Source organism: Pseudogemmobacter humi (genome assembly GCF_900609055.1).
Classification (GTDB): domain Bacteria; phylum Pseudomonadota; class Alphaproteobacteria; order Rhodobacterales; family Rhodobacteraceae; genus Pseudogemmobacter; species Pseudogemmobacter humi.
On record NZ_UXAW01000051.1, the window covers coordinates 67114 to 91414 of the forward strand.

At 68.0% G+C, this 24301-nt stretch carries 21 protein-coding genes and 2 pseudogenes; 11 read left to right on the forward strand and 12 right to left on the reverse strand.

Annotation, left to right across the window (positions count from 1 at the left end; translation table 11 throughout):
* The 4 genes from XINFAN_RS06585 to XINFAN_RS06600 all read right to left on the reverse strand — a co-directional run bounded on the left by XINFAN_RS06585 (position 1) and on the right by XINFAN_RS06600 (position 3915).
* Positions 1–1242 (reverse strand): hypothetical protein, encoded by a 1242-nt coding sequence (locus XINFAN_RS06585; RefSeq protein ID WP_124085694.1) that lies wholly within the window; start codon positions 1240–1242, stop codon positions 1–3.
* Complete coding sequence (locus tag XINFAN_RS06590; RefSeq protein ID WP_124085695.1) at positions 1239–2258, reverse strand: HlyD family secretion protein; 1020 nt, start codon at positions 2256–2258, stop codon at positions 1239–1241. The genes XINFAN_RS06585 and XINFAN_RS06590 overlap by 4 nt, the downstream gene beginning before the upstream one ends.
* A gap of 14 nt (positions 2259–2272) precedes the next feature.
* Complete coding sequence (locus XINFAN_RS06595) at positions 2273–2599, reverse strand: hypothetical protein (protein WP_124085696.1); 327 nt, start codon at positions 2597–2599, stop codon at positions 2273–2275.
* 233 nt (positions 2600–2832) lie between these two features.
* Positions 2833–3915, reverse strand: a complete 1083-nt coding sequence (locus tag XINFAN_RS06600; RefSeq protein WP_160144554.1) for a helix-turn-helix transcriptional regulator — start codon at positions 3913–3915, stop codon at positions 2833–2835.
* Between the two features lie 207 nt (positions 3916–4122).
* Between XINFAN_RS06600 and XINFAN_RS06605 the strand changes: the two genes are divergently transcribed.
* Entirely contained in the window at positions 4123–4377 is a 255-nt protein-coding gene (locus tag XINFAN_RS06605) for a hypothetical protein (RefSeq protein ID WP_124085698.1), read from the forward strand.
* A 167-nt stretch (positions 4378–4544) separates the two neighbouring features.
* On the opposite strand, the gene XINFAN_RS06610 is transcribed toward XINFAN_RS06605, so the two are convergent.
* Genes XINFAN_RS06610 through XINFAN_RS06620 form a run of 3 tightly spaced genes read right to left on the reverse strand, consistent with a single transcriptional unit; the run spans position 4545 to position 9890 of the window.
* Positions 4545–7913, reverse strand: coding sequence for an error-prone DNA polymerase (locus XINFAN_RS06610; protein ID WP_124085699.1), 3369 nt, complete (start codon positions 7911–7913; stop codon positions 4545–4547).
* On the reverse strand, positions 7910–9385 hold the full coding sequence (locus XINFAN_RS06615; RefSeq protein ID WP_124085700.1) for a Y-family DNA polymerase: 1476 nt from the start codon (positions 9383–9385) through the stop codon (positions 7910–7912). The genes XINFAN_RS06610 and XINFAN_RS06615 overlap by 4 nt, the downstream gene beginning before the upstream one ends.
* A complete protein-coding gene (locus XINFAN_RS06620; RefSeq protein ID WP_124085701.1) occupies positions 9300–9890 on the reverse strand; it encodes an ImuA family protein in 591 nt (196 codons plus the stop codon). The genes XINFAN_RS06615 and XINFAN_RS06620 overlap by 86 nt, the downstream gene beginning before the upstream one ends.
* Positions 9891–10142: 252 nt before the next feature.
* Between XINFAN_RS06620 and XINFAN_RS06625 the strand changes: the two genes are divergently transcribed.
* From XINFAN_RS06625 to XINFAN_RS06660, 8 genes are all read left to right on the forward strand, one after another.
* On the forward strand, positions 10143–11690 hold the full coding sequence (locus XINFAN_RS06625) for an aldehyde dehydrogenase family protein (protein WP_124085702.1): 1548 nt from the start codon (positions 10143–10145) through the stop codon (positions 11688–11690).
* 70 nt (positions 11691–11760) lie between these two features.
* The gene (locus tag XINFAN_RS06630; protein WP_124085703.1) at positions 11761–13080 is read left to right on the forward strand and encodes an aspartate aminotransferase family protein; all 1320 of its coding nucleotides are present in this window, start codon (positions 11761–11763) and stop codon (positions 13078–13080) included.
* A gap of 32 nt (positions 13081–13112) precedes the next feature.
* Positions 13113–14279, forward strand: a complete 1167-nt coding sequence (locus tag XINFAN_RS06635; protein ID WP_124085704.1) for an NAD(P)/FAD-dependent oxidoreductase — start codon at positions 13113–13115, stop codon at positions 14277–14279.
* Positions 14279–15055 carry an amino acid ABC transporter ATP-binding protein gene (locus tag XINFAN_RS06640; protein WP_124085705.1) on the forward strand — a complete coding sequence of 259 codons (777 nt, stop codon included), beginning with the start codon at positions 14279–14281 and terminating at the stop codon, positions 15053–15055. The genes XINFAN_RS06635 and XINFAN_RS06640 overlap by 1 nt, the downstream gene beginning before the upstream one ends.
* Complete coding sequence (locus XINFAN_RS06645) at positions 15055–15696, forward strand: amino acid ABC transporter permease (protein ID WP_124085706.1); 642 nt, start codon at positions 15055–15057, stop codon at positions 15694–15696. Before XINFAN_RS06640 ends, XINFAN_RS06645 begins: the two co-directional genes overlap by 1 nt.
* Positions 15693–16352 (forward strand): amino acid ABC transporter permease, encoded by a 660-nt coding sequence (locus XINFAN_RS06650; RefSeq protein ID WP_124085707.1) that lies wholly within the window; start codon positions 15693–15695, stop codon positions 16350–16352. The genes XINFAN_RS06645 and XINFAN_RS06650 overlap by 4 nt, the downstream gene beginning before the upstream one ends.
* Before the next feature lie 28 nt (positions 16353–16380).
* On the forward strand, positions 16381–17193 hold the full coding sequence (locus XINFAN_RS06655; RefSeq protein WP_124085708.1) for a substrate-binding periplasmic protein: 813 nt from the start codon (positions 16381–16383) through the stop codon (positions 17191–17193).
* 156 nt (positions 17194–17349) lie between these two features.
* On the forward strand, positions 17350–18144 hold the full coding sequence (locus XINFAN_RS06660) for an IclR family transcriptional regulator (RefSeq protein WP_124085709.1): 795 nt from the start codon (positions 17350–17352) through the stop codon (positions 18142–18144).
* Between the two features lie 229 nt (positions 18145–18373).
* Here XINFAN_RS06660 and XINFAN_RS06665 read toward each other — a convergent pair whose 3' ends face one another.
* The gene (locus tag XINFAN_RS06665) at positions 18374–19132 is read right to left on the reverse strand and encodes an IclR family transcriptional regulator domain-containing protein (protein WP_124085710.1); all 759 of its coding nucleotides are present in this window, start codon (positions 19130–19132) and stop codon (positions 18374–18376) included.
* A 260-nt stretch (positions 19133–19392) separates the two neighbouring features.
* On the opposite strand from XINFAN_RS06665, the pseudogene XINFAN_RS06675 reads away from it, so the two are divergent.
* Positions 19393–19859: pseudogene (locus XINFAN_RS06675) on the forward strand (CoA-transferase); the annotation flags it as partial.
* A pseudogene (locus tag XINFAN_RS06680) lies at positions 19859–20080 on the forward strand (3-oxoadipyl-CoA thiolase); the annotation flags it as partial. The pseudogenes XINFAN_RS06675 and XINFAN_RS06680, both read left to right, overlap by 1 nt.
* A 350-nt stretch (positions 20081–20430) precedes the next feature.
* On the opposite strand, the gene XINFAN_RS06685 reads toward XINFAN_RS06680, so the two are convergent.
* Genes XINFAN_RS06685 through XINFAN_RS06700 form a run of 4 tightly spaced genes read right to left on the reverse strand, consistent with a single transcriptional unit; the run spans position 20431 to position 24297 of the window.
* Positions 20431–21369: an MBL fold metallo-hydrolase gene (locus XINFAN_RS06685; protein WP_124085711.1), complete on the reverse strand. Its 939-nt coding sequence runs from the start codon at positions 21367–21369 to the stop codon at positions 20431–20433.
* Positions 21369–22277: an MBL fold metallo-hydrolase gene (locus tag XINFAN_RS06690; RefSeq protein ID WP_124085712.1), complete on the reverse strand. Its 909-nt coding sequence runs from the start codon at positions 22275–22277 to the stop codon at positions 21369–21371. Before XINFAN_RS06690 ends, XINFAN_RS06685 begins: the two co-directional genes overlap by 1 nt.
* A 14-nt stretch (positions 22278–22291) precedes the next feature.
* Positions 22292–23554, reverse strand: a complete 1263-nt coding sequence (locus XINFAN_RS06695) for an NAD(P)/FAD-dependent oxidoreductase (RefSeq protein WP_124085713.1) — start codon at positions 23552–23554, stop codon at positions 22292–22294.
* A 38-nt stretch (positions 23555–23592) separates the two neighbouring features.
* Positions 23593–24297: a c-type cytochrome gene (locus XINFAN_RS06700; RefSeq protein ID WP_124085714.1), complete on the reverse strand. Its 705-nt coding sequence runs from the start codon at positions 24295–24297 to the stop codon at positions 23593–23595.
* Positions 24298–24301 lie beyond the last annotated feature (4 nt).

A 24301-nucleotide genomic window follows, 5' to 3' on the forward strand; every position in this document is an offset into this window, starting at 1 on the left:
TCACTCACGGGCTGGCACTGACGCGGCGGGGGTGCAAAGCAGATGCAGGCTGGCCCGCATATGGGCGGCGGTCAGCGCCGCGCGGCGGCGCGCGATGTCATCCTGGCGCGCGCTCAGCACGGCGGTGCAGTCATCGGTCGCGGGCGGTGTCGCCGGTCGCAGCATTTCCAGCTCTGCCTCGGCCAGGGTGACACGCATTCGGGCATGGGCCAGCAGAAAGGCGGCGCGGCTGTCCCCGGCGGTGATCAGCGCATTGGCCACTGCGATCCGTGCCTGCATCACCTGCCGGTCGCCACGGCCCTGATCGATCAGCGGCACCATCAGGTTCAGCAGCAGTTCGATCCGGGCCGGGTTCTGACTGCCAAGCTGATTGGGCACGATCCCCGAGAGGTTCAGCCATTTTTCGATCCGGGCCGCCTCCAGCCCGCCAAGCGCGATGTCGTGAAGGGCGTCGTTGCGCGCCCGCAGGGCCGATCCGGCATAGCACTGCGCCGCGTCCTCGCTGATCCTGGTCACGGGCAGAAGGGCGGTGATCGTGGGGCGGGGCTGAACCGGGGCGCCCCCGCCGCTATGGGACAGCTTTGCCCAGGTGGCGGCGTTCAGCGTCCGGACCGCTCCGGTCAGCGCCTGCAGGCGGCGGTGCTCGCTTTCCTTTTCGGCGACGGCCGCGCCGGCGACGGCCCCGGCGGCGAGATCGCTGCGCATCTGTTGCAGCAGGCATTGTTCCGCCTGAAGCCGCAGCGCATCGCGTTCAAGATCCAGGTCTGCCAGCAATGCGGCAGCAAGCTGGTCCAGCAGGTCCTTTTCGGCCTCCTGCACAGCGAGAGCGCTGTCCTGCGCGACAAGCCGGGCAAAGGTTTCAGGGGTGCGGCGAAAGAAGACATAAAGCGCGCGGACGAAATCCCATTCGATGACAAAGGCATGGTTGCGCCCCCGCAACTCCAGCGCTGCCGGATCGCTGCGCAATTGCAGGGTGCCCTGCATCAGCAGGCTGAAACGGGGCAGCGCACCCCGGCGCAACTCATCCAGTTCGAGCCAGAGAGACGCCTCGCGCAGCCGGGCCTGCCGGAAGCCGGGTCCGTGGCGGCGGGCATGTTGGGCGAAGGGCAGAGCTGCGCCCTTGTCAGGGTTGGCGAGGTCTGAATCCACCTGATCGACCAGCGCGGCTGCGCGGTCATATTCAGGGGCCCGGCAGGCCGCGTTCAGCACAAGGACCAGCCCCAGGATCAGCCCCCGCATCATGGCGCTGACACCGGATTTTCAGTAAAGACGCAGCTTGCCGGTTGCGGTTCGATCTCTTTCGCGACGGGGTCAAAGCGGATGCCGACCTCATGCGTGCTGCCATCGGGCAGCGAATGGCGCAAGGCGCTGATATCCGTGACCTGCCCCGACAGCACCGTGCCATCGGCCATCAGTGTCGCCGTGACCCTGCGCTCTGCGAACAGCGGCAGATCACGGGCATGGACCGGGATGCGGGCGAGAAACCGTCCGGGGGCCGCGATGCTGGCCAGGTGGTCGCCGCGCCGGATGCCGGCCAATCCGCCAGCGGCCAGCTGCGGCGCGATATCGGTGATCACGCCCTCTGCCTCGGCGCGCAGGACCAGCTGGTCGCGCGCTGTTTCCAGAGCCTCGCGCTCTGCGTCAAGCAGCGCCTGCTCTACCCGCAATTCGGCCAGCCGCTGCGCATGTTCGGCATGAAGCAGCGACAGCGCCAGGTCCGTGCGCGCGACGGTCTCGCGCAGTTCGGCATGCTGGTCGGCAGCCTGATCCAGCGTCAGGCGATCCACGCGCCCCTCGCGGTGGCGCGCGGCAAGCAGGTCTTCATTCTGTTCCGCGCGTTTCAGACGGCGCGACAGGGCGGCGGCCTCGGCCTGTAGCCGGGCCTCTGTCTCGCGCAGGCTGGCCTCTGCCAGCGCCGCGCGGCTGACGAGGCTGTCGGCGCGCAGATCGAGGATCGCGAGACGGGTCGTTTCCTCCTCCTCACGGTAGTGAAGCAGCGCGGTGCCATGGACAACCCGTTCGCGCGCGGCCAGCGTCATGCGGGCAAGACCATCGCGCTGCGCGATGACGGGGATCTCGCTCGCCCAGAGCAGGAAGCAGCTGCGATAGGCCTCGGGAGCCGGGGTGTCAGGTGGCCTCTTGGCGAGTGCGACAGCGCCAGGCGGCGCCGTCGTACCCGCGCCCGGGCGCAATGCCAGGGCGATCACCGCAGCCGTCAGGGCGAGGGCTGCGGCGGCGACATAAAGCAAAGGTCGCATCTGATGGCGCAGGATCAGGGATTGCAACCGATCTGTTGCACCATGCTGCGCGCGAGGCTCGCGGCGCTGGAATGGTTTTGATACAATTGATCCAGAACGCTGGCCGAGGCCCCGGCCTGCGCATTCTGCACATAGACCTGATAGTAGGATTCCGACGCCTGGCAGCTGGTGCGGGTCTGGACGTTCGCGCAGTTGGACGGGCAGGTATAATACCGCGGGCGGACCGACACACTGCCACCCCCGTCGCCCCAGTCGGTGCCGGTCGAGGTGTCGCCGGTTTCGTAGCATCCGGCCAGCAGGATGGCCGTTCCCAGTATGGCGACAAGTTTCATAAAACGCATTGTAAAGGCTCCCTCAGGGCCGCCGGAGCGTCAGCGCAAGGCCTGGCCAGTCCGGCGGGGTGGTGACTGATCCCTGAGCGATAGGCGCTGCATGCGAACCGGAAATCCCCCAAACGGGTGACGAATCCTGTGGAACAGGCGGAAGGTCCTGGCTTTGCCTTCCTGTTCACCCGTTCAGGTGAGGCGCGACATGGCCGATGCTGTAAATCTGAGGCTGAACGCAATCATGGATATCAGGCTTGATGCGACCAGCCCCCGGCCAATCCCGTGGCAATGCGCACCAGATGCGCCTGCCCTTCGGCACCCGTCTTGGCAAAGACCGCCTTCAGCTGACTGCGCACGGTTTCCACCGAAAGCCCGGCGTCGCGCGCGATTGCGGCGGGGCGCCTGCCGTCAAGAATGGCCGCCGCCACCCGGGCTTCGGCAGGGGTCAGTTCGAACCGTCTGGCCAGAGCGACGATATCGCCGGGTCCGCGCGCGAAGATAACCGCGACCATACGGCCGCTGAAACATTCTGCGGCCTCGTGCTGGCCCAGGGGCAGGAGAGTGATCTCGATCCCTGCGCGGGTCATGGTGACAGGGCGCTCTGCTCCGGTGCCGCGCAGCATCTGCTGGAACGCCTCCTGCAGATCAGGGTCGGCAAAGCGCAGGCTGCGCCCCGGGCCAAGACCCGCAGGGCCGCCCCGGTCAAGGATATCGGCCGCCCCCGGGCTGGCATGCACCACCTTGCCGATGAAGTCGGTAAAGGCCACCGCCATGCCCGCGCGTTCGCCCAGATGGACCGAAAGGTCCTGACCAAGGCTGCCGAGCCGGTGTCGCCGATAGAAATCGGATGCGCGGCGCAGATGGGGGGCGATCGCAGTCAGCAAATCGGCCCGGGCCAGATTGCGCGTCTCATCGGTGTCGCCCACCAGCGTGGAAAGCAGCAGGAACCGGCCGTCCTGCCGTTCGATGGTGACACCGACGCCGGTCTCAATTTCATAGCGGTGCAGAAAATCGTTATAATATTCCGTCCGGGTGAAGCGGTCGCGCGCCACCAGCTGATCTCCGAGTATGGCGGTTCCGATCGGAGTTGCGCCGACCTGCCACATCCAGGGGTTCAATCCTCCGAAATGAGAGAAATAGTCGCGCTGCGCGGCGTCCGGGATGCCGGTCTGGAGGGTGATCGCGCCCCGGCCGCTGGGGGCGTCGTGAAAGAACAGGGTGGCGCATTCCACATCGGCATGCCGTGCGAAATCATCAATGAAACCCTGCCATCCGGTTTCGCCCAGTAGGGCCGCATACAGGCCCTGAATCAGGGTTTCTGGGGCGTTCATGACCAGCGCCATCCCGTTGCTGCATCTGTTGATTCCATATCCTTCCACACAAGACGCTGAAAAGGAAAGCTTATGCGCCTCTCATTTATCCTGTCCCCGCTCATGGTCCTGGTTTGCACCGCCTGCGTCGATCCCGGCGGCGACGGTGTGCTGACCCATAGCGAGCACAGCCTCACAGCGGCTGACCGGGCCCGGATCGAGGCGGGTATGGCCGGATATCTGAAAACGCCGGTTCAGCTGAGCGGGCTGCGCAGCAGCTATGGTCTTGGCGATGGCAATGTGCAGGTTTGCGGCTATGTCACCACCGTGACGGGCGGACGGACGCCGCCGCCCGCTCTTTTTGCCGGCACATTGCTGTCGTCGGGGCCGTTCGTGCCCTACCGCGTACCGGGCGCGGGCCAGGATCCGCAGCGCATTGCGGCGGTGCAGGCCTTCTGCCGCAGTCAGCAGATCGAAATCTGAGCGGCCGGACCATGCGCAACTATGGCCGCCGCCGGGCTCGGTGCGTTCGGGAAAAATGGGCCACGAAACATGCCCGCTTTGCGCCTGGCTGGCGGCGGGCGGGGCAGGAGGTTGTCCCGTTTGTTGCGGGAGCGGAAAACGGTGCCATTCGCGCGGCGGCGGCCACCTCAATGGAAATCCCGGCTGGGGAACAGGCGTTTCGCCTGCTCTCGCGGATGGTGCGCGCGGGCGGCATACCGCGCGGGGCGCGGAGCATCGTCGGCTTCCGGCCGGGTGATGCCGACCGCGCTTTCCAGCGGATGGCCAAGATCGGCAAGGCGGTGTGAGAGATCCTCGATCCTGTCGGCGATCAGATGGGTGACGATGCCCTCGCGCTCCAGCCGCCCCGTCACGCGCAAGAGCCGCCCGCCCATCACGATCCGCCGGAACCGCGCGTAGGTCTTCGGCCAGACGACGACGTTGGATACGCCGGTTTCGTCCTCCAGCGTCAGGAAGATCACGCCCGATGCGGTGCCGGGGCGCTGGCGGGTGATGACCAGGCCGCAGACCGAGATGCGGCGCAACGGTGTCTGGCACAGTTCCGCATGCGGGGTCAGACCGGGGATCGAGGGGCGCAACAGTTCCATCGGATGCGCGCGCAACGTCAGGCGCATGGCGATGTAATCCTCGACCACCTCCTCGCCCGGACGCATGGCGGGCAGGGGCACGGCGGGCTCGCGCACGCCCTCGCCGTCGGTCGGGTTCGAGAACAGCGGCAGCGGCGCGGGCGCGCGGATCGCCCGCACCGCCCAAAGCGCGTCGCGCCGGGTCAGCCCCATGCCGGCAAAGGCATCGGCCTCGGCCAGACGCTCCAGAACCGGAGGCATGACGCCCGCGCGCAGCCAGAGGCTTTCGGGATCGTGATAGCCGTTGCCGCGCGCCCGGGCGATCAATCCGGCATCCGCCTCGCGGAAGCCCCTGATCTGGCGAAATCCCAGCCGCAAAGCGAGGGCCCCGTCCGCGCGCCGTTCCAGCCGGTTGTCCCAGGTGCTGTGGTTCACGCAGACGGGGCGGATTTCCACCCCATGCTCTCGGGCGTCGCGCACGATCTGGGCGGGGGCGTAGAAGCCCATCGGCTGCGAATTCAGCAGCGCACAGGCAAAGATCGCCGGATGGCGGCATTTCAGCCAGGACGAGACCCAGGTCAGCATGGCGAAGGCCGCCGCATGGCTTTCGGGAAAGCCGTAATCGGCGAAACCCTCGATCTGGCTGAAGCAGCGCTCGGCGATCTCCAGGCTATAGCCGTTGTCCAGCATGCCGGTGATGAATTTCCGCTTATGCTGGCCGATGGTGCCCATCCGCCGGAACGAGGCCAGCGAGCGACGCAACTGGTCGGCCTCCTCGGCGGTATAGCCCGCCCCAATCATGGCGATCTGCAAAGCCTGTTCCTGAAACAGCGGCACACCCAGCGTCTTGTGTGTCACGGCGGCCAGCGCGGGGCCGAAGGGTTCCGGCTTTTCCAGCCCCTGCCGCCGCTTGATATAGGGCTTGACCATGCCGCCCTGGATCGGGCCGGGGCGCACGATGGCGACCTCGATCACCAGATCGTAGAATTCGCGCGGCCGCATCCGGGGCAGGAAATTCATCTGCGCCCTGCTTTCGACCTGGAACACGCCCACCGCATCGGCGCGGCAGAGCATGTCATAGGTCGCCTCGTCCCCCTGCGGGACGGAGGCGATTGTGTGGCGGATATTCTCGTGCTCCTCAAGCAGGGCAAAGGCCTTGCGGATGCAGGTCAGCATGCCCAGGCTCAGGACATCGACCTTCAGGATGTTCAGCGCGTCGATATCGTCCTTGTCCCATTCGATGCAGGTGCGCCCCTCCATCGCGGCGTTCTCGATAGGGCACAGCGCGTCCAGCCTGCCTTTGGTGATGACGAAACCGCCGACATGCTGGGACAAATGCCGCGGAAAGGCGATGATCTCGCCGATCAGGGCAATGGTCTGCGCGAGGCGGCGATCCTCGGGGTTCAGGCCCAGTTCGCGGATCCGCGCGGGGTCCGCGCCGCCGTTCGACAGACCCCAGATCTGCCCCGACAGGCTTGCGGTCACATCCGCGCTCAGGCCCATGACCCTGCCCACCTCGCGGATCGCGGCGCGCGAGCGGAAATGGATCACGGTGGCGCAGAGCCCGGCACGGTGGCGACCGTATTTCTCATAGATCCACTGGATCACCTCCTCGCGCCGCTCATGCTCGAAATCCACGTCGATATCGGGCGGCTCGCCGCGGTGGCGCGAGAGGAACCGCTCGAACACCATGCCGATCATATCGGGCGAGACATCGGTGATGCCGAGCGACCAGCAGATGATGGAATTCGCCGCCGATCCCCGTCCCTGACACAGGATGCCGCGCTTGCGGGCCTCGGATACGATGTCATGAACGGTCAGGAAATAAGCGGCATAGCCGAGCTCGCCGACAACGGTCAGCTCTTTCGCCAGCAGGGCGTGATAGCGTTCGGGGATGCCGTCCGGGCAGCGCCGCGCCAGCCCTTCGCGCGTCAGCCGCTCCAGCCGGCCCTGGGGCAATTCGCCATCCGCGATTTCGTCGGGATATTCATAGCTGAGTTCGGACAGATCGAAGCCGCAGCGCGCCGCGATTTCCAGCGTCCGGCGGACAGCGCCCGGATGGCGATGATAAAGCCGTTCCATGGCCGGGGCGTCCTTCAGCCGCCGCTCGGCATTCAACAGGGCGCGGGTGCCGATCTGGTCGATGGTGATATGCTCGCGCATGCAGGTCAGCACATCGGCCAGCGGCCGGCGGGCGGCGCGGTGCATCAGCACATCGCCCACCGCCACCATCGGGCTCGACGCCCGCAGCGCAAGATCGGCGCAGGTGTCGAACCACGCCTGATCCGACCCGTCATAGCGCGGCGCAGCCCCCAGGAAGACATGGCCGGGATAGCGGCGCGCCATGTTGCGGACCGGATCGAGCGCCTGCCCCGGGTCCGGCGGCGGCAGCGCGATCAGGATCATGCCCCGGCACCCCCCCTCTGAATCGGGGGCGGCCAGATCGGCGGCTGTCAGATGGCATTCCGCCTTTCCCGCCCGACCCTTCCCCAGTGTCAGCAGGCGCGAGAGCCGGTGATATGCCGGACGGTCCGTGGGCAGCGCCAGCCATTCGACCGGGCAGTCGCGCAGCACCAGCCGCGCGCCCACGATCAGCTTCGGCAGCCGCAGCGTTTCGGGCCGCGCGAGGTCGCGGGGCTGTCCGGTCTCCTGCCGCGAGGATGTATCCATCCGGGTCGTCGAGCGGATGCGCAGGCTTTCCTCGGCCTCTTTCCTGAGGGTTTTCAACGCGGACCAGGCCCGGACCACCCCGGCCAGAGAGTTGCGGTCGGTGATCGCGATCGCCTCCAGCCCCAGTTCGGTGGCGCGCAGAACCAGTTCCTCGGGATGCGAGGCCCCGGTCAGAAAGGTGAAATTCGTGGTGATGCAAAGTTCGGCATACCGCGCCTGCGGAAGATCCTCCGCCGCCGGGGAGAGGGTGGGAGCGCTCATGCGAACTCTCCCTGCACGAACCAGCCGGGATTCTGCGGCGTGTGGAACAGCCAGAGCCGCCGCCCCTGATGGGTCTCGACCCGCCAGTAATCGCGCAGACCCGAACGCCAGTTGTCATCCTCCACCCACCATTCCGGTGCGATGCGTTCCGGCCCGGTGGCGCGGGCGGTGGTCAGGCGCATCCGCCGCCAGCGGAACCGGGCGGGCGGGGCCGCGCCATGGCCGGAGATGGGTTCGGGCGGAAACAGCCGCAGGGGGCGCGGACGCGGGGCATGCCAGCCGTCGCAGGCCTTCGTTCCGGCGGCGGGCACCATGACGAAACTGCGCTCGGGGATATGGCTGTCGGCGGGCAGGAAACGCAGGATATTGTCCAGCCCGATCCGGGTGCCGATCCGGGTGATCAGATCGTCCAGCCGGTCGGGGGCCTCCGACACCGGGCCGGCCTGCCGGATGGGCAGGGGTTCGACCCGCGTGGCCTCCAGCCGCAACTGGTCGATGCCGAAACCCGCATCGGCCCCTTCCACCCCGCGGGCGAAAAGCGGCAGGATGCGCGCGGGATCGCGCATCGCCGTGGCCAGCCGCAGATCGACCGACAGGCTTTGCCGGTCGACCCGGCGCAGACTCAGACGCAGCGCCCGCGCCCCGCTTTCCTGCGCCCTGAGCCTGCCGCAAAGCGCTTCGAGCAGCCGCGCCGTTCCCGCCATGACATCGGCGGTCAGCCCGATCGGTTCGGGCAGGGTCAGGCGGGCCGCGTAATGGGGCGGATCGGCAAGCGGGGTGATCGACTCGCATTGCGCGCCGGTCGCCTGATCGAGCCGTCGCAGCAGCTCCGGCCCGAAGCGCCGCGCGAGGGGGCCACGGGATGCGCCCGCCAGGGCGCCGATGGTGCGCAGACCCAGCCGTTGCAGGGCGATGCTCGTGTCCTCATCCAGCCGCAGGCCCGCGACAGGCAGCGCCGCCAGCGCGGCAAGGCTTTCGCCCGGCGCCGCGATTCCCCCGCCATGACGGGCCAGCGCCCAGGCCGCGCCGCGCGTATCGGCCAGCCCGATCCGCACCCCGAAACCCGCCCGTTCCAGGCGCGCCTGCATATCGGCGAGCATGGCCGGCTCATCGCCCCAGAGATGCGCCGCGCCGGTGATGTCGAGGGTCAGCCCGTCCTTTCCCTCCGTTCCCACCCAGGGGCAGTAGCGGGTCGCCCAACGGCGCAGGATGCCCAGCATGCGGGCCTCCTGCGCCGGATCGGCCGGGGCGCTTTGCAGCGCCGGGCAAAAGGCCCGGGCTTCCGAAAGGGGCATGCCGCGATGCAGTCCTCCGGCCTCTGCCGCAGGGTTCAGGCAATGGATCTGCCCGGCATTGTTGAGCCGCAGGGTAAGGGCGAACGGCCCCTCAACCGGGCGCAGCCGCAGAACCCGGTCGCTGGGCAACCGGGGAAACCACATCGAGACGATGCGCCGCCGCGTCCCAACGAACATGCCAGACTCCAGTTGTTCCTGATTTGTTCTTTATAATTTCCCATCGCATCAGAGTCGAGTCGGGCCGCCCCTCCGGGTCGAGGACCGGGGCGCAATGCCAGCGCGTCTCGCTGGCCGGGCTGCCCCCGCCATCCGGGATCAGGCACAGGCCCGTCGCCTGCCCGGCCTTCGCCGCCAGTTGCAGCCGCCGCCCCTCGCGCAGATCAAGCGGATGGCTGATCTCGATCACCACCAGCGTGACCGCACCATCCCTGAGCGCCTCTTCGGCAATGGCGAGCATGTCGGTCTGATCCTTCGCCCGCGCGATCAGAATGCGCGCGGGATCGCAGATCTCCGAAAGGCCCACAGGGTCAAGCGCCCCCGCCTGCCAGGCCCCACGCAGCCAGAGCAGATCCCCCCCGCTCTGCGCGCAGGCGACCGCGGCAAAACCGGCCGCACCCGGTCCGCAGACCTCATGAACGCGGGCGGAACGCAAGGAAGGAAGGCTGTTCGATGTCGCGGTCATGGGTTGAAGTCATACCATATGCGCAAAAGAGCGACAGGAGCTCTTTCAGAAAGGTTCCGCGGAATGCCGGGCCGCAAACCATGTCGCAAGCCGAACGGCTGCTTCGGGAAATACCGTATCGCACTATCGGGCGATGCCGGGCGGCGGCTTGCCCGCGCGGCATAAGGCCGGGCAACAAGCTGTAGAAAAGAGTTGACAACCAGCCGTATATACTGATTTTTGATACAAAGCCCGAAAATCAGGACAAATCAGATGACAGATACGCTGCCCCGGGTAACCTATTCCAACATCGGAGCCGATTTTTCCCCGCTGCACGCCTTCCTCGACCGTGAGATCCCCGCGTTCCAGGCCGGGATGTCGGGCAAGACCTGGGCCACGCCTTTCGCCACCGGCCCGGTTGCCGCGGTGGCCAGCCCCATCGACCCGGCGCTGGATCTCGGCCGCTTCCCGGTATCGACCGAAGCCGACGTGAAGGCCGCCATCGCCTCGGCGCGCAAGGGCGCGGCGGTCTGGAACAAGGCCAGCCTCGATGAGCGTCTCGCCTTTGCCGCGCGCTGGCGGGCGGCGCTGGACGAAGCGAAATACCGGCTGGGCATCGCCGCGCTGTTCGAGGTGGGCAAGTCGCGGATCGAGGCCATCGGCGAGGCCGACGAGGCGGTCGACATGCTCGACTACTACCCCGGCGAGCTGAAGGCGAACGCCGGCTACCGCCGCGAGATGATCGAGATGGTGCCGGGCGAGACCGCCGTCTCGGTCCAGCGGCCCTATGGCGTCTTCGCCGTGGTCGCGCCCTTCAACTTTCCGGTGGCGCTGTCGGTGGGGATGCTCTGCGGCGCGCTGCTGACCGGCAATGCGGTGGTCTACAAGCCCTCGCCGGAATGCCAGCTGACCGGGCTCTTGCTGGCGGAAACGCTGCGCAAGGCCGGCCTGCCCGAGGGCGTGTTCAACATCGTCCTCGGCGGTGCCGCGGTCGGCGAGGCGCTGACCACCGACCCCGGCATCGACGGGGTGGTCTTCACCGGCTCGCACAAGACCGGCATGTCGATCTTCCGCCACATGGCCACGCGGCCCTGGATGCGCCCGGTCATCGCCGAGATGGGCGGCAAGAACCCGGCCTATGTCACGAAACACGCCGATATCGAACGCGCCGCCGCGGGTGTCGCGCGCTCGGCTTACGGGCTTCAGGGCCAGAAATGCTCGGCCTGTTCGGTGGTCTATGTCGACAATGCCGTGAAGGAGCGGTTCGTCGAGGCGTTCCGGGCCTTCGTGGCGAAGTTGCAGGTGGGCGATCCGCGCGATGGCGCCACCTTCATGGGCCCGCTCTACAACGATGCCGCCGCCGCGCGCTTCATCGCCGCCATGGCCGAGGCCCGGGCCGGGGGCAGGGTCCTGCTGGGCGGCGAGCGGATCGCGGATCTGCCCGGCAACTACTTCGCCCCGGCCCTGGTCGAGATGGACGGGCCGTCGCGGCTGACCCGGGAAGAGCTGTTCATGCCCTTCCTCGTCCTGCGCGGGGTGGACGGGCTGGAGGCCGCGCTGGCCGAGGGCAACGATGTCTCCTACGGCCTCTCGGCGGGGATCTTCTCGCAGGACCAAGGCGAGATCAGCCATTTCCTGGCCCATGCCGAGGCCGGGGTGCTTTACGCCAACCGCGCCTCGGGCGCGACCACCGGCGCCTGGCCGGGCGGCCAGCCGTTCTGCGGCTGGAAGGGCACAGGCGTCGGCGGCAAGGGCGGGCTGGGCACCTGGTATCTGCCGCAGTTCATGCACGAGCAGAGCCACACGATCATGACCGTCTGAGCGAATCCGGCGCGCCCCGGGCCTTGCCGGGGGCGCGCACCTTTCCCGACCTCTCTCCCTGCGGATCATCATGCCGACCTATCCAGACAGCTTTCCCGCCTCCCGCCGCCTTTTCGAGCGCGCCCGCAAGGTGATGCCGGGCGGAAACACCCGGACCACGGTTTTCCTCGACCCCTTCCCGATCTATGCCGTCCGGGGCGAGGGATGCCGGGTCTGGGACGCCGACGGGCAGGTGTTCTACGACTGCATCAACAACTTCACCTCGATGATCCACGGCTACGGCCAGCCCGAACAGGTGGCCGAGGTCGCGGCGCAGCTGCCGCTTGGCACCGCCTTCGGCGCGCCCACCGAATCCGAGATCGAACTGGCGGAACTGCTGACCGGCCGCCTGCCGGCGATGGACCAGATCCGCTTCGCCAATTCCGGCACCGAAGGCGTGATGATGGCGATCAAGGCCGCGCGCGCCTTCACCGGGCGGCCGAAGATCGTCAAGATCGAGGGCGCCTATCACGGCTCCTACGATTTCGCCGAGGTCAGCCTCGACAGCGCGCCGGGGAACTGGGGCGACATGCCCGTCTCGACCGCCTATGCGAGGGGCACGCCCGCGGGGGTTCTGGCCGATGTGATCGTGGTGCCCTTCAACGATACCGAGGCCTTGCGCGCCGTCTTCTCCCGCGAGGGCGACACCATCGCCGGCGTGCTGATCGACCCGATGCCGAACCGCGCCGGGCTGATCCCCGCGCGCCGGGACTATCTGGAGGAAATGACGCGGATTGCGCATGACGCCGGGGCGCTGGTGATCTTCGACGAGGTGATCTCGTTCCGGCTGAGCCATGCCGGGGCGCAGGGCCTGTGGGGCATCCGGCCGGATCTCACCGCGCTGGGCAAGATCATCGGCGGCGGTTTCCCGGTGGGCGCGGTCGCGGGCCGGGCCGAGGTGATGGCGGTGTTCGATCCCACCTCCGGCAAGCCGGCGCTGCCCCATGGCGGCACCTTCACCGCCAACCCGGTGACGATGCGGGCGGGGCTGGCGGCGATGCGCGCGCTGACGCCCGCGGCCTTCGCCCATCTCGACGAACTGGGCGATATGCTGCGCGACGGCATCAACGCGGCGCTGGCGCGGCTGGCGCTGCCTGGGCGCTGCGTCGGGCTCGGCTCGCTGTTCAGGGTGCATTTCACCGCGCAGCCGATCACCGACTACCGCTCGGTCTGGCCCGGCCCGGTCGAGAAGCGCCGCCTCGGCGCTTTCCACCGCGGGCTCTTGGACCGTGGCGTGCTTTCGGCCAGCTACGGGCTTTTCGCCCTTTCGACGCCGATGACCCGGGGCGATGCCGCCGAAATCCTTTCGGCCATCGAGGACACGCTGGGCGAGATCGCCCGCCAGGGCTGAAACGGCCCGAGGCCAACAGGACGGAAAAGAAGATGACAGCGAAACTTCATGCCGCGGTGATCGGCGGCGGCGCAGCCGGCATGGCCACGGCGCTGGAACTGGCGCGCCAAGGCGCGCGGGTGACGGTGATCGAGGCGGATGCGCTCGGCTCGGGCTCGTCGGGGCGTTCGGTCGGGGTGGTGGGCACCCAGATGACCGATCCGTTCCAGCTGCTGATGCGGCGCTACGGCCAGGCCCGGTTCCGCGAATGGGAAGGGCAGGGCTTCCGCTTCAACCATATCGGCTATCTGCGGCTGGCGCGCAGCGCGGCGCAGATGCGCGCGCTGGAACGCTCGCAGCAGATGCAGGAAGAGGCGGGATTCCGCGCCCGCGTCCTGACCCCGGACGAGATGGTACGGCTGATCCCGCATCTGTCGGCCGAGGGGCTGGCCGGCGGGATCTTCGGGCCGGACGACGGCTTTCTCGACCCCTACGAGCTTTGCACCTTCCTCGGCGCGCGCCTGCGCGAACTGGGCGGCGAGATCCGCCAGTTCTGCAAGGTGACGGGTCTCGCGCGCCGCAGCGGCGGCTACCGGCTGGAGACGGCAAAAGGCGCGGTGGACTGCGATGTCGTGGTCAATGCCGCCGGAGCCTGGGCGCCGAAGGTGGCGGCGATGTTCGGCCAGCAGCTTCACATCTTCCCCGAGCGCCACGAGGCGATGGCGATCCTGCTCGACCAGCCGCTCGATTACACGATGCCGATGGTGATGGATCTGATCGACGGCGAGGGCACCGGGCTGAACTTTCGCCACGAAAAGCCGGATGAGCTGATCTCCGAGATCCACAAGGTCTCGACCGGCGCCCCTTCGGACCCCGACGACTACAACGACCAGTGCATGGACGAATCGCGCGAATATCTGGCGGAGCTGCTGCTGGAGCGGCTGCCCGATCTGCCGGGCGCGCGGCTCGGCCGGGGCTGGGCGGGGCTTTACCCGATCACCGCCGACCGCCGGCCCTTCGCCGGGCCGGTGGACCCGGCCGAGCCGGGGCTGATCACCGCGGGCGGCGGCGGCGGCTACGGCATCCAGCTTGCCCCGGTGATCGGCATCGCCGCCGCCGACTGGGCGCTGCACGGCGCCGTCGTCTCGGCCCCGGGGCTGGAGGCGCTGCGGCCCTCGCCCGACCGGAACCGTCCCGTTGGCCAGGAGGAGCGTCCCTGATGACCGAAGCGCAAAGTCCGGCTGCACCGCCCGTCGTCTCACTGGAGAAGATCAACATCCGCTACGGCAACCATCACGCGATCCGCGATGTCTCGCTCGACATCGCGCGCGGCGAGGTGGTCGCCATGGTCGGGCCCAGCGGGGCGGGCAAAAGCACGCTGCTGCGGGCGATCAACATGCTGGAGACCCCGGTTTCCGGCACGCTCCGCGTTGGCGATTTCACCTTTTCACTTGATCACAGGCTGGGCCAGAAGGATCTGCTGGCGCTGCGGCGCTCGACCGGGATGGTGTTCCAGCAGTTCAACCTGTTCCCGCATATGACGGTGGGCAAGAACATCTCGCTGCCGCAGATGCGGGTGCTGGGCCGGTCGCGCGCCGAGGCCGACAAGGTGACCGCGCGCCTGCTGGAGCGGGTGCATCTGGCCGACAAGGCGGCGGCCTATCCGGCGCGGCTGTCGGGCGGCCAGCAGCAGCGCATCGCCATCGCCCGCGCGCTGGCGCTGGACCCCAAGGTCATGCTGTTCGACGAGCCGACCTCGGCGCTGGATCCGGAACTGGGGCTTGAGGTGCTGGCGGTGATGCGCGAGCTGGCCGCCGACGGCATGACCATGATCGTCGTCACCCATGAGATCGCCTTCGCCGCCGAGGTGGCCGACCGGGTGATCGTGATGGCCGATGGCGAGATCATCGAACAGGGGCCACCCGACCAGGTGATCCGCAACCCGAAGCTGCCGCGGACGCAGAAATTCTTCCGCGCCATTCTGGACCGCCACTGATGACCGAGACCTTCCTTGCCCTGTTGAAAGGGGTGCCGGTGGCGCTGGCAGTGACGGGGCTGTCGTTCCTGATCGGCGCCGTCCTCGGCATCCCGCTGGTGCTGATGCGGCGCGCCCGGTCGGTGCTGCCGCGGCTGGCCGCCCGGATCTACATCGACGTGATGCGGGGCATCCCGCCGGTGGTCTGGCTGTTCATCATCTTCTTCGGCCTCGGCAGCGGCATCGTCACGCTCAGCCCGTTCCAGGCGGCGGTGCTGGGCATGGGGCTGATCTCGGCGGCCTATCTGGCCGAGATCTACCGCGGCGGCTTTCTGACGCTGCCGGCGGGGCAGAATGCGGCGGCGGTGGCGCTTGGGCTGACCCGGCTGGATACCCTGCGCTATGTGCTGGCGCCCCAGGTGCTGCGGGTCTCGGTCCCGCCGATGGCGACCTTTCTCGTCAGCCTGCTGAAGGACACCACCGTCGCCTCGACCATCGGCGTGCGCGACGTGATGATGCTGGTGACGCAGCAGGCCCAGGCGGCGGGCGGCGGTTTCGCCCCGTTCATCGCGGCGGCGGTGCTTTACATCCTGCTGTCGATCCCGGTGGCGGCCCTCGCCCGCGCGATGGACGCCCGGATGCGCAGGAGGATCACGGCATGAGCGGGCTTCTGGCGAACTGGGCCGACTGGCTGCCGCAACTGTGGAAGGGGCTGCTGGTCAGCCTGCAACTGACCGGGGCGGCGCTGGCGGCGGGGCTGCCGCTCGGGCTGGCGCTGGCGCTGCTGAGCGCGGCGCGGGCGCCCTGGCTGAAATGGCCCGCGATCGCGCTGGTCGAGGTGGGGCGCGGCGCGCCGGCCCTGGTGGTGTTGCAGATGGTCTATTACGGCCTGCCCTCGGCGGGGATCAGCGTCAGCGCCTTCGTCTCGGGCGCGACGGCGCTGGCGCTGACCACCGGCGCCTATACCAGCGAGATCCTGCGCGCCGGCATCAATGCCGTGCCGAAGGGCGAGGTCGAGGCCGGCCATGCACTGGGCATGACCCCGGGCGACGTGCTGCGCTTCGTGGTGATCCCCCAGGGCGTGATCTTCGCGGTTCCGGCGCTGATGGGCTTCGCGATCCTGATCTTCCAGGCCACGGCGCTGACCTTCACCATCGCGATCCCCGAACTGCTGGCCCGGGCCTACCGGATCGGGGCGGCGACCTATCTCTATTTCGACGTGCTGGTCCTTGCCGGCCTCGTCTACCTGGCCATCACCATTCCGTTCGGCTGGCTCGTCAACCGTGCCGCGCGGCGCCTCGGCAGCCATCTTGGCTGAAACCCATCCAACAGGAGGAAGAAAGACCATGAACACCGCAAGACTTTCGCTCGCCGCCGCCGCGCTGACCCTGTCGGGGGCGGGGCTCGCCATGGCGCAGGATTGCAGCCCGAAGCACAGCTTCACCACCCTGACCGAAGGCACGCTGACCGTCGCCCTGACCAACACTCCGCCCTATTCGGCCGAGAAGGACGGCACCGTCAGCGGCATCGACGGCGATCTGCTGGCGAAATTCGCCGCGGAGAACTGCCTGAAGATCACCTACGAGATCTTCACCTACCCGGCCGCGGTCTCGGCGGTGCAGTCCGGCCGCGCCGATGTCGCGCTTGGCGGGTTCTACCGCACTGCGGCGCGTGACCAGGTGATCACGCTCTCGACCCCGGTCTACCTGGACCAGCTGGCCGTCGCGTCGAAGGAAGGGCTTTCGACCGTCGACCAGCTGATCGGCAGGAAGGTCGGCACCGTCGAGGGCTATGACTGGGTGATCGAGATGGAGAATACGATCGAGGGCTCGACCACCTATCCCTCTTCGCTGAACCTGGCGCAGGACGTGCAGGCCGGGCGGCTGGATGCCGGGCTGGAAGGCTTCGGCGCGGCTGTGCTGCTTCATGCCGGCACCGATGTGAAGGTGGTTCTGCTGGAAGCCGATCCGCGCGTCACCGCCACCACGCTGGCCTCGCAGACCGCGTTCCTGCTGCCGAAGGACAACGCGGACTTCGTGACCGCGGTCAACGCTTCGCTGGAAGACTACCGCGCCGCCGGGGTGATCGGCGAGGTGCTGGCGGCCTACGGCCTCGACCCGTCGGCGGCCGAGGTGGGCGAAAGCCGCGTGATCGAGTGATCTCTGCCCGCCCTGGCTGACAGCAAGGGCAGAAGCGGCGCCGGAAGTTTCGGCGCCGCTTCACCGAGGGCGGCGGACAGGCCGCGTAACCCCGGCCAGCTATAAGGTTGCGCCGCCGCACGGCCTCGGAGTAGATGTGACGGGATTTACCTGAAAATGGCTGGCACTGGCTCGATGGCCGCATCGGAAAACCGCGACACACCGCTCGAACGGTATATGACGACCCTGGAGCTTCTGGCCCCGCATACCGACGGGCTCACCTCGTCCGAGCTGGAACGCGCGCTCGATCTGCCGAAGGCCAGCGTCAACCGGATCGTCCATGTCCTGCTGGACAGCGGGCTGATCGCGCCCAGCCCCGGCCGCGCGCGCGCCTTTCAGCTGGGTCCGCGCATCCTGCATCTGCTGCACGGCACCAGCGACACCGCCTGGCTGGAGCGCATCAGCGGGCGGTCGTTGCAGCAGCTTGCGGCGGCGACCGGGCAGTCGGCCTTCCTCGCCCGGCTTTACGAGGCCGAGATCCGTTCGGTGAACTGTGTCGCGCCCGATACCACGGTGCGGCTGCATATCGTTCCCGGCACGCTGATGCCGCCGCATGCCTCGGCCTCGGCCAAGGCGATCCTCAGCTATCTGCCGCCCGATCGGCGCGACCGCATCCTTGACGCGCAGGAACTGGAAGCCTTCACCCCGCGCACGCTGATTGACCGGACAAAGCTGCTTCAGGATATCGCCCAGGTTCCGGGGCGCGGCTATTCCATCGAATGCGGCGAACACGTCTACGGCCTGGCCTCGGTGGCGCGGCCGATCTTCGGTCCGTCGGGCGAGGTGCGCTATGTGGTCGGCCTGACCGGCCCCGAGAACAGCATCCTCGGCCCGAACAAGGACCACAACCTGGCCGCGCTGGCCGAGGCGAGCGAAAAGCTGGCGCGGACGCTTACCCTGCCGATGACCTGATCCGCGCGCACCGCACCTCCGGTCGGTGGCATTCTTTGCGCGGGCTTGTTCCCCGGGCCTGTATCCGGCGCGGAGAGATCTGCGCGATTGCGCGACAATTGCATCTGGCCCGTCATTCGGCCTGCCGGGTCATGATCCGGGTGAACACGCCCGTCAGGCTCCGGCGGTTGCAGAGGGTCCCCGGGCGGGCCCTTCGCGAAGGGCATCGCAAATCAATGGGTCCTGGGCGCTAACGCAGCATGGCCCGCAGGTCGGCCTGAACCTGGCGCAGCCTGGGCAGGAAGCGCGCCGGCAGTTCGGCTGCATCGCCGCGGGCCGCCGACAGCCCGATGTTCAGGGCCGCGATGACCTGGCCGCGCGCATTCGTCACCGGCACCGCGATCGAGCGCAGGCCGGTCTCGATCTCCTGATCGTTGACCGCGAAGGCCTGCGCCCGCACCCGGGCAAGCTCTGCCATCACCGCTCCGGGGTCGGTCAGGGTCAGGCCGGTCCGGGCGGGCAGCGGGCCGGGGCCCAGCAGGGCGCGGGCCTCGGCCTCGGGCAGGGCGGCGAGCAGCACCCTTCCCATGCTGGTGCAATATGCGGGCAGCCGCGAGCCCGGCATCAGCGCGATGGACATCACTTTCTTCTGCGCAGCACGCGCGACATAGACGATTTCGGCCCCGTCAAGGATCGACACCGACGAGCTTTCGCCGATCTTTTCCGACAGGTCGTCCAGCATCGGCTGCACGATCTGCGGCAGGGGCATGGTGGCAAGGCAGGCGGTGCCCAGCCGAAGGACCCGCGGCGTAAGGGTGAAAAACTTGCCGTCCCAATCGGCATAACCGTGGTGCGCCAGGGTCAGCAGACAGCGCCGGGCGGTGGCGCGGTCCAGTCCGCTGGCGGTAGCGACCTCTGTGATCGACTGGCGCGGTTTCTCGGCGGTAAAGGTTTCGATGACGGCCAGTCCCTTGGCCAGCCCGCCCATGATGTCGCGCTCGCTGATCATCACCGCCCTCTGTGCGATATGTAAACAAAAAATACATATCGCACAATCCGGATGAGCGCAAACCCCATCGGCAGCTATTCCGGCCCGCGCGGGGAGACCCGCCCCGGAGGGACATTCACCGATGGACAAGAGGCTTTCCGACCTCGCCGCCGCCGTGGCGGGGACCCCGGCATCTTCGCGCAGGGCGTGGTCGAGGTGCGAAACCCGGCGCAGGAGGAAGACCTGAACCGCGCCAGAGCCGTCTGCCCGGAGGTTTCCGCATGAAACTGACCCCCAGGCAGATGGCATGGCGCGCCGCGCAGGACATTGCCGAAGGCGCCTGTGTCAACCTCGGGATCGGTTTTCCCGAGATGGTGGCGCGGTTCCAGCCGCCCGGACGTGAGGCGATCTTCCACACCGGGAACGGCATCCCCGGCTTCGGCGAGGCTCCCGCGCCGGGGGCGGAGGACCGGGGTCTGATCAACACCGGCAAGAAGGCGGTGACGATCAGGCCCGGCACCGCCTTTTTCCACCGCGCCGACAGTTTCGCCATGATGCGCGGCGGGCATCCGGATGTCGCGATCCCCGGCGCCTGCGAGGTGGCCGAGACCGGCGATCTGACGAACTGGTCCACCGGGCCGAAGGGCGTGCCCGCCGTGAGGGGCGCGATGGATCTGGTGCATGGCGCGAAGCGGTGATCACCGATCATTTAACGAAGGACGGCAAGCCCAGGCTGGTGAAGTGGTGCAGGGCATCGCCACGCTGCGCCAGCCTGGTGTGGCCGACGACGATCCGCGCGTGAACCGCAACGGCGGGGCCATCGCGCTCGGCCATCCGCTGGGTATGAGCGGCGCGCGCAGCACCGGCACCGCCGCGCTGGAACTGCGCGAAACCGGCGGGCGGCGGTCGTTGTCGACGATGTGCGTCGGCGTGGGGCAGGGCATCGCCATCGCACCGGAGCGGGGCTGAGTGTTCCAGGTCGCTCGTTCCCCGGGCATATTGTCGGGGAGGGGCCATTGCGCAAGCGGATGATGCGGCAGATTTTTGAAGCACGATTGCGTCCGGGTGACGCCGTTGCCGGACGCGCAGACTGTTTCGGACTGCTCGGTGGCCTGATCGGGGATTACAACGAAAACCCCGTATTCAGGGGGCAAAATGCGTTCGCCCCGCGTGTTCATCGCAGTTCATACCGCAACCGCCCGAGTATGCGGTGAAACGCGGGAAAGCCCCCCATTCGCGGAGAATTTTCCGCTAGGCATCTGGTCCTGCCGGGCCCGGTCATCCCATGGAGACGGTCGGGCCCGGCGAGGCCGGGTAAGCTATTCGAACTCCATCTCGGCGAAGACCACACCGGCGTTCCTGGTCGCCAGTTCCTCGAACGTGTCGAGATGCGACCATTGCGACTGGTCGACGTAATAGGCGCCGCCCAGATCGCCGCCCGCCTCGATATGCGCGCCGATCTTTTCGCGCAGGTCCAGCAGGTAGTCGCGGGTATAGCGCTGCACCTGCGCGAGGTTGGTCGGATGGCCGTGGCCTGGGATGACATAGGTCGGCGCCAGCGGGACCAGCGCAGTGTCCCAGGTTTCGATCCAGCAGGCGGTGCAGGTGCCCTCGAAGATCGGCGGCATCCGTTCGTGGAAGGCGATGTCGCCCGCGATCATCATCGACCATTCGGGGATCCAGACCTGGGTGTCGCCGGGGCTGTGGGCCGGGCCGAGATGCAGGACCTCGATGGTGAGGCCGCCCATTTCGACCTGCTTGCGGTCGGTGAAGGTCTCGGTCGGAGGAGCGATGACGGTGCCCTCGGCGCGGTCGCGGGCGTAGCTCCGCAGGTTCGTCAGATCCTGCGGCGCATGGTCGGCGAAATCGGCCGCGGCCTCCTCATGGGCGAGGATCGGCACGCCCTGCGCCGCCCAATAGCCGTTGCCCAGCATGGAATGGCCCTGGCCGTTCTCGTTGATCACCAGCCTGACCGGCTGATCGGTGACCGCGCGGATTTCGGCGTGCAGCGCCTCGGCCAGCTGCCATGAGGCGCCGGAATTGACCACCACCACGCCATCGCCGGTGACGACGAAGCTGAGGTTGTTGTTGTGGCCCGCGTTCTCATAGGTCGGCGGCGCGGTGGCGCCGATGGCCGAGAAGACATGCGGGATCACCTCGACCGGCTTCGCGTAAAGCACCGATTGCGGATACTGATCCGGGATATCCTCCGAAGCGAAAGCGGGTCCGGCCAGAAGGCACAGGGCAAGGCGGCGCATCAGATACTCCCGACGAAACGATAGGCGGAACCGGCCTTTTCGACGCGGCCGATGCCGCCTTCGGGCAGGTGATAGCCGATGAAGGGCATCCCGCTGGCGGCAAACTCTTCCATCAGCGCCACGCGGGTGGCGGCGGCGAGCGCCGGATCCTGATCCGAAGGCGAGGGCCAGTCCGGCTGCTCGAAAGCGATGTGGTGGTTGCCGATGGCGTCGCCCGCCACCATCACCGCGCCCCCGGGGCCGGCGATCCCGAACGCCATATGGCCGGGGGTATGGCCCGGGGTCAGCCGGGCGGTGATGCCGGGCAGCGCCGCCTCGCCATCCTCCAGCTTGCGGACGGCACCGGCGATCACCTCCAGCCGCCGCGCGGCGCCCACGGCGAAACTGGCGCGCTCTTCGCCGATGGTTTCCACCGTGGCCGGGTCCATCCAGTAGTCGAATTCCGCCCGCCCGATCATGTATTCGGCTTCGGTGAAGACCGGCTCGTCGAATTCGTCCAGAAGGCCCCAGAGGTGATCGGGGTGGCCGTGGGTGATCAGCACATGCGTCACCTCTTCGGGCGCAACGCCCAGCAGGTCCAGCGCCTCGGCCAGTTTCCCGGCGGAGGGCATGAAATCCGGCCCCGCGCCCACGTCGAACAGCACCGTATGGGTGCCGTCGCGCAAGAGCGTCAGGTTGCAGGGCGGGGTCAGGCCGTCCGCCGCCAGTCCGTGCCGGGCGACCAGCGCCGAAAGCTCTGCCTCGGGCAGACCGGCAAGGCCGAACTCCAGCGGCAGGACCAGATGCCCGTCGGACAGGCTGTCGATCCGCAGCGGGCCGAAGGTCAGGGTGCTGGCGGCCCAGACCCGCGGGGCGGGCAGGGTCAGGGCGCAGGCCCCGGCAAGGAAATGGCGGCGGCTCAGTTTCATCGCATCCGTCCCCTTCAGCCGAAGATGTCGGCGGTGATGCCGCTGTACCAGCCGAGGCTTTCCTCGTAGGTCGCCTTGCGCAAGGCCGCATCCTCGCCGGTGTCCGAGATGAAGCTGGCGACGCTGGCGATCTTTTCCGCCGTCGGCTCGTAGCTGGCACCGACCTTCACCCCGTCCTCGGGCGCGATCAGCGACCAGCAGGTGTTGGAGTATTTCGCCGGGAACACTTTCGATCCGGTCAGTTCGCCCCGGATCGCCATCGCCGCCACCTTGGCCTGGCTGTTGGCCGAGAAGGCGGATTTCGGCATGTCGCCCTGGGCCGAGGAATCGCCGAGGACGAAGATGTTCTCGTCCAGCTTCGCCTTCATGCTGCCGGGATCGACCGGCGCCCAGCCGGTCTCGTCCGTGACCCCGGCGATGGCGGCGATCTGCCCTGCCATCTGGCCCGGAATGACATTGCAGCAATCGACCTTCTGCGCCTCGCCCTCGATCACCACTTCCATCGTATCGGGGCGCACCTCGACGGCGCCGCCGCCGAATTCCGGCCCGATCCAGTCGATCATTCCGTCGTAATGCTTGCCCCAGCCTTCCTCGAACAGGGCCTGTTTGGAGTATTTGTCCTTGGGGTCGAGGATCAGGATCTTGGCGGTCGGGTTTGTCTGCTTCAGCAGATGCGCCACCATGCTGATCCGTTCGTAGGGGCCGGGCGGGCAGCGGTAGGGGTTGGGGGGCGCCACCATGGCGAAGGTGCCGCCTTCGGGCATCGCCTCGACCATGCTCTTCAAGAGCCGGGTCTGCGGCCCGGCCTTCCAGGCATGCGGCATCACTTCGGCATCGGCCAGCGACCAGCCGGGGACCGAGCCCTCTCTGAAGTCGATTCCGGGCGAGAGGATCAGCCGGTCGTAGTCCAGCACCTGCCCGCCGGCCAGCGTCACCGTCCGCGCCGCGGGGTCCACGGCGGTGGCGGTATCGGTGATCACCGTCACCCCGCCCGCCGTCACCTTGTCATAGCCATGTTGCAGGCTCTCGAAATCGCGGAAGCCGCCGATGTAGAGGTTCGAGAAGAAGCAGGTCGTATAGACCGGGTTGGCCTCGACCAGCGTCACATCAAGCGCGCCCGCGCCGTCCCTGGCCAGATAGCGCGCCGCCGTGGCGCCGCCCGCGCCGCCGCCGATCACCACCACCTTCGGTTTCGCCTGCCCCAGAACCATGGGCGCCGCGAGCAGGCCTCCGGCAACAAGGCCGGTTCCGATGAAATGCCGTCTGTTCAGGATCATGCGCGTTTCCTCCCCTGATTGGCCGGGCTCCCCGGCGGTCATTCGAGCGTGGCGAAATAAGCCGCCAGCGCCGCGATCTCGTCGTCTGACAGCCGCCCGGCCATCATCTGCATCACCGGATGCGGCCGCAGCCCGCGTTTGTAGCCATGCATGGCCACGACAAAATCCGCCTCGGGCCAGTTGGTGATCGAAGGGATGCCCTCGTCCGCGCCGTCGCGGCGATGGCAGGTCTGGCATTCCGAGGCGAGATATTCGCCGTAAGCCGGATCGCCCCTGATCGCGAGGATCGCCGGATCCAGGTCGTGGGTGCTGCGCCGCGCGGTCGGCTCGGCCTCGGGGATGTTCTGCGGCCGGTCGGACCATTCGCGCAGGAAGGCCAGCAGGTCGGCGCGGGCCTGCCCGTCGGCCATGCCGCGATAGTTCATCCGGGTGCCAGAAACCAGCGCCTTGGGGTTTTCGATATAGGCATCAAGGGTTTCCAGCGTCCAGACCAGCCCGTCGGTGCCCATGCGCGCCATGGATTTCGAGTATTTGAAATCGGCCAGCCCCCCGGCCCTGCGCCCGAAGATGCCGTTCAGGCGGGGGCCGACGCCGTTCTTCGCGGTGGGGCCGACCTTGTGGCAGGCGAGGCACTGGCGCTGGAACAGACCCTCGCCCCGGACGGCGTCGCCGATCTCCTCGGCCGCGGCGGAAGCGCCCGCCACGGCGAGGATCAGCGCGAGGAAGGCGCGGCGGGCCGCCATGACC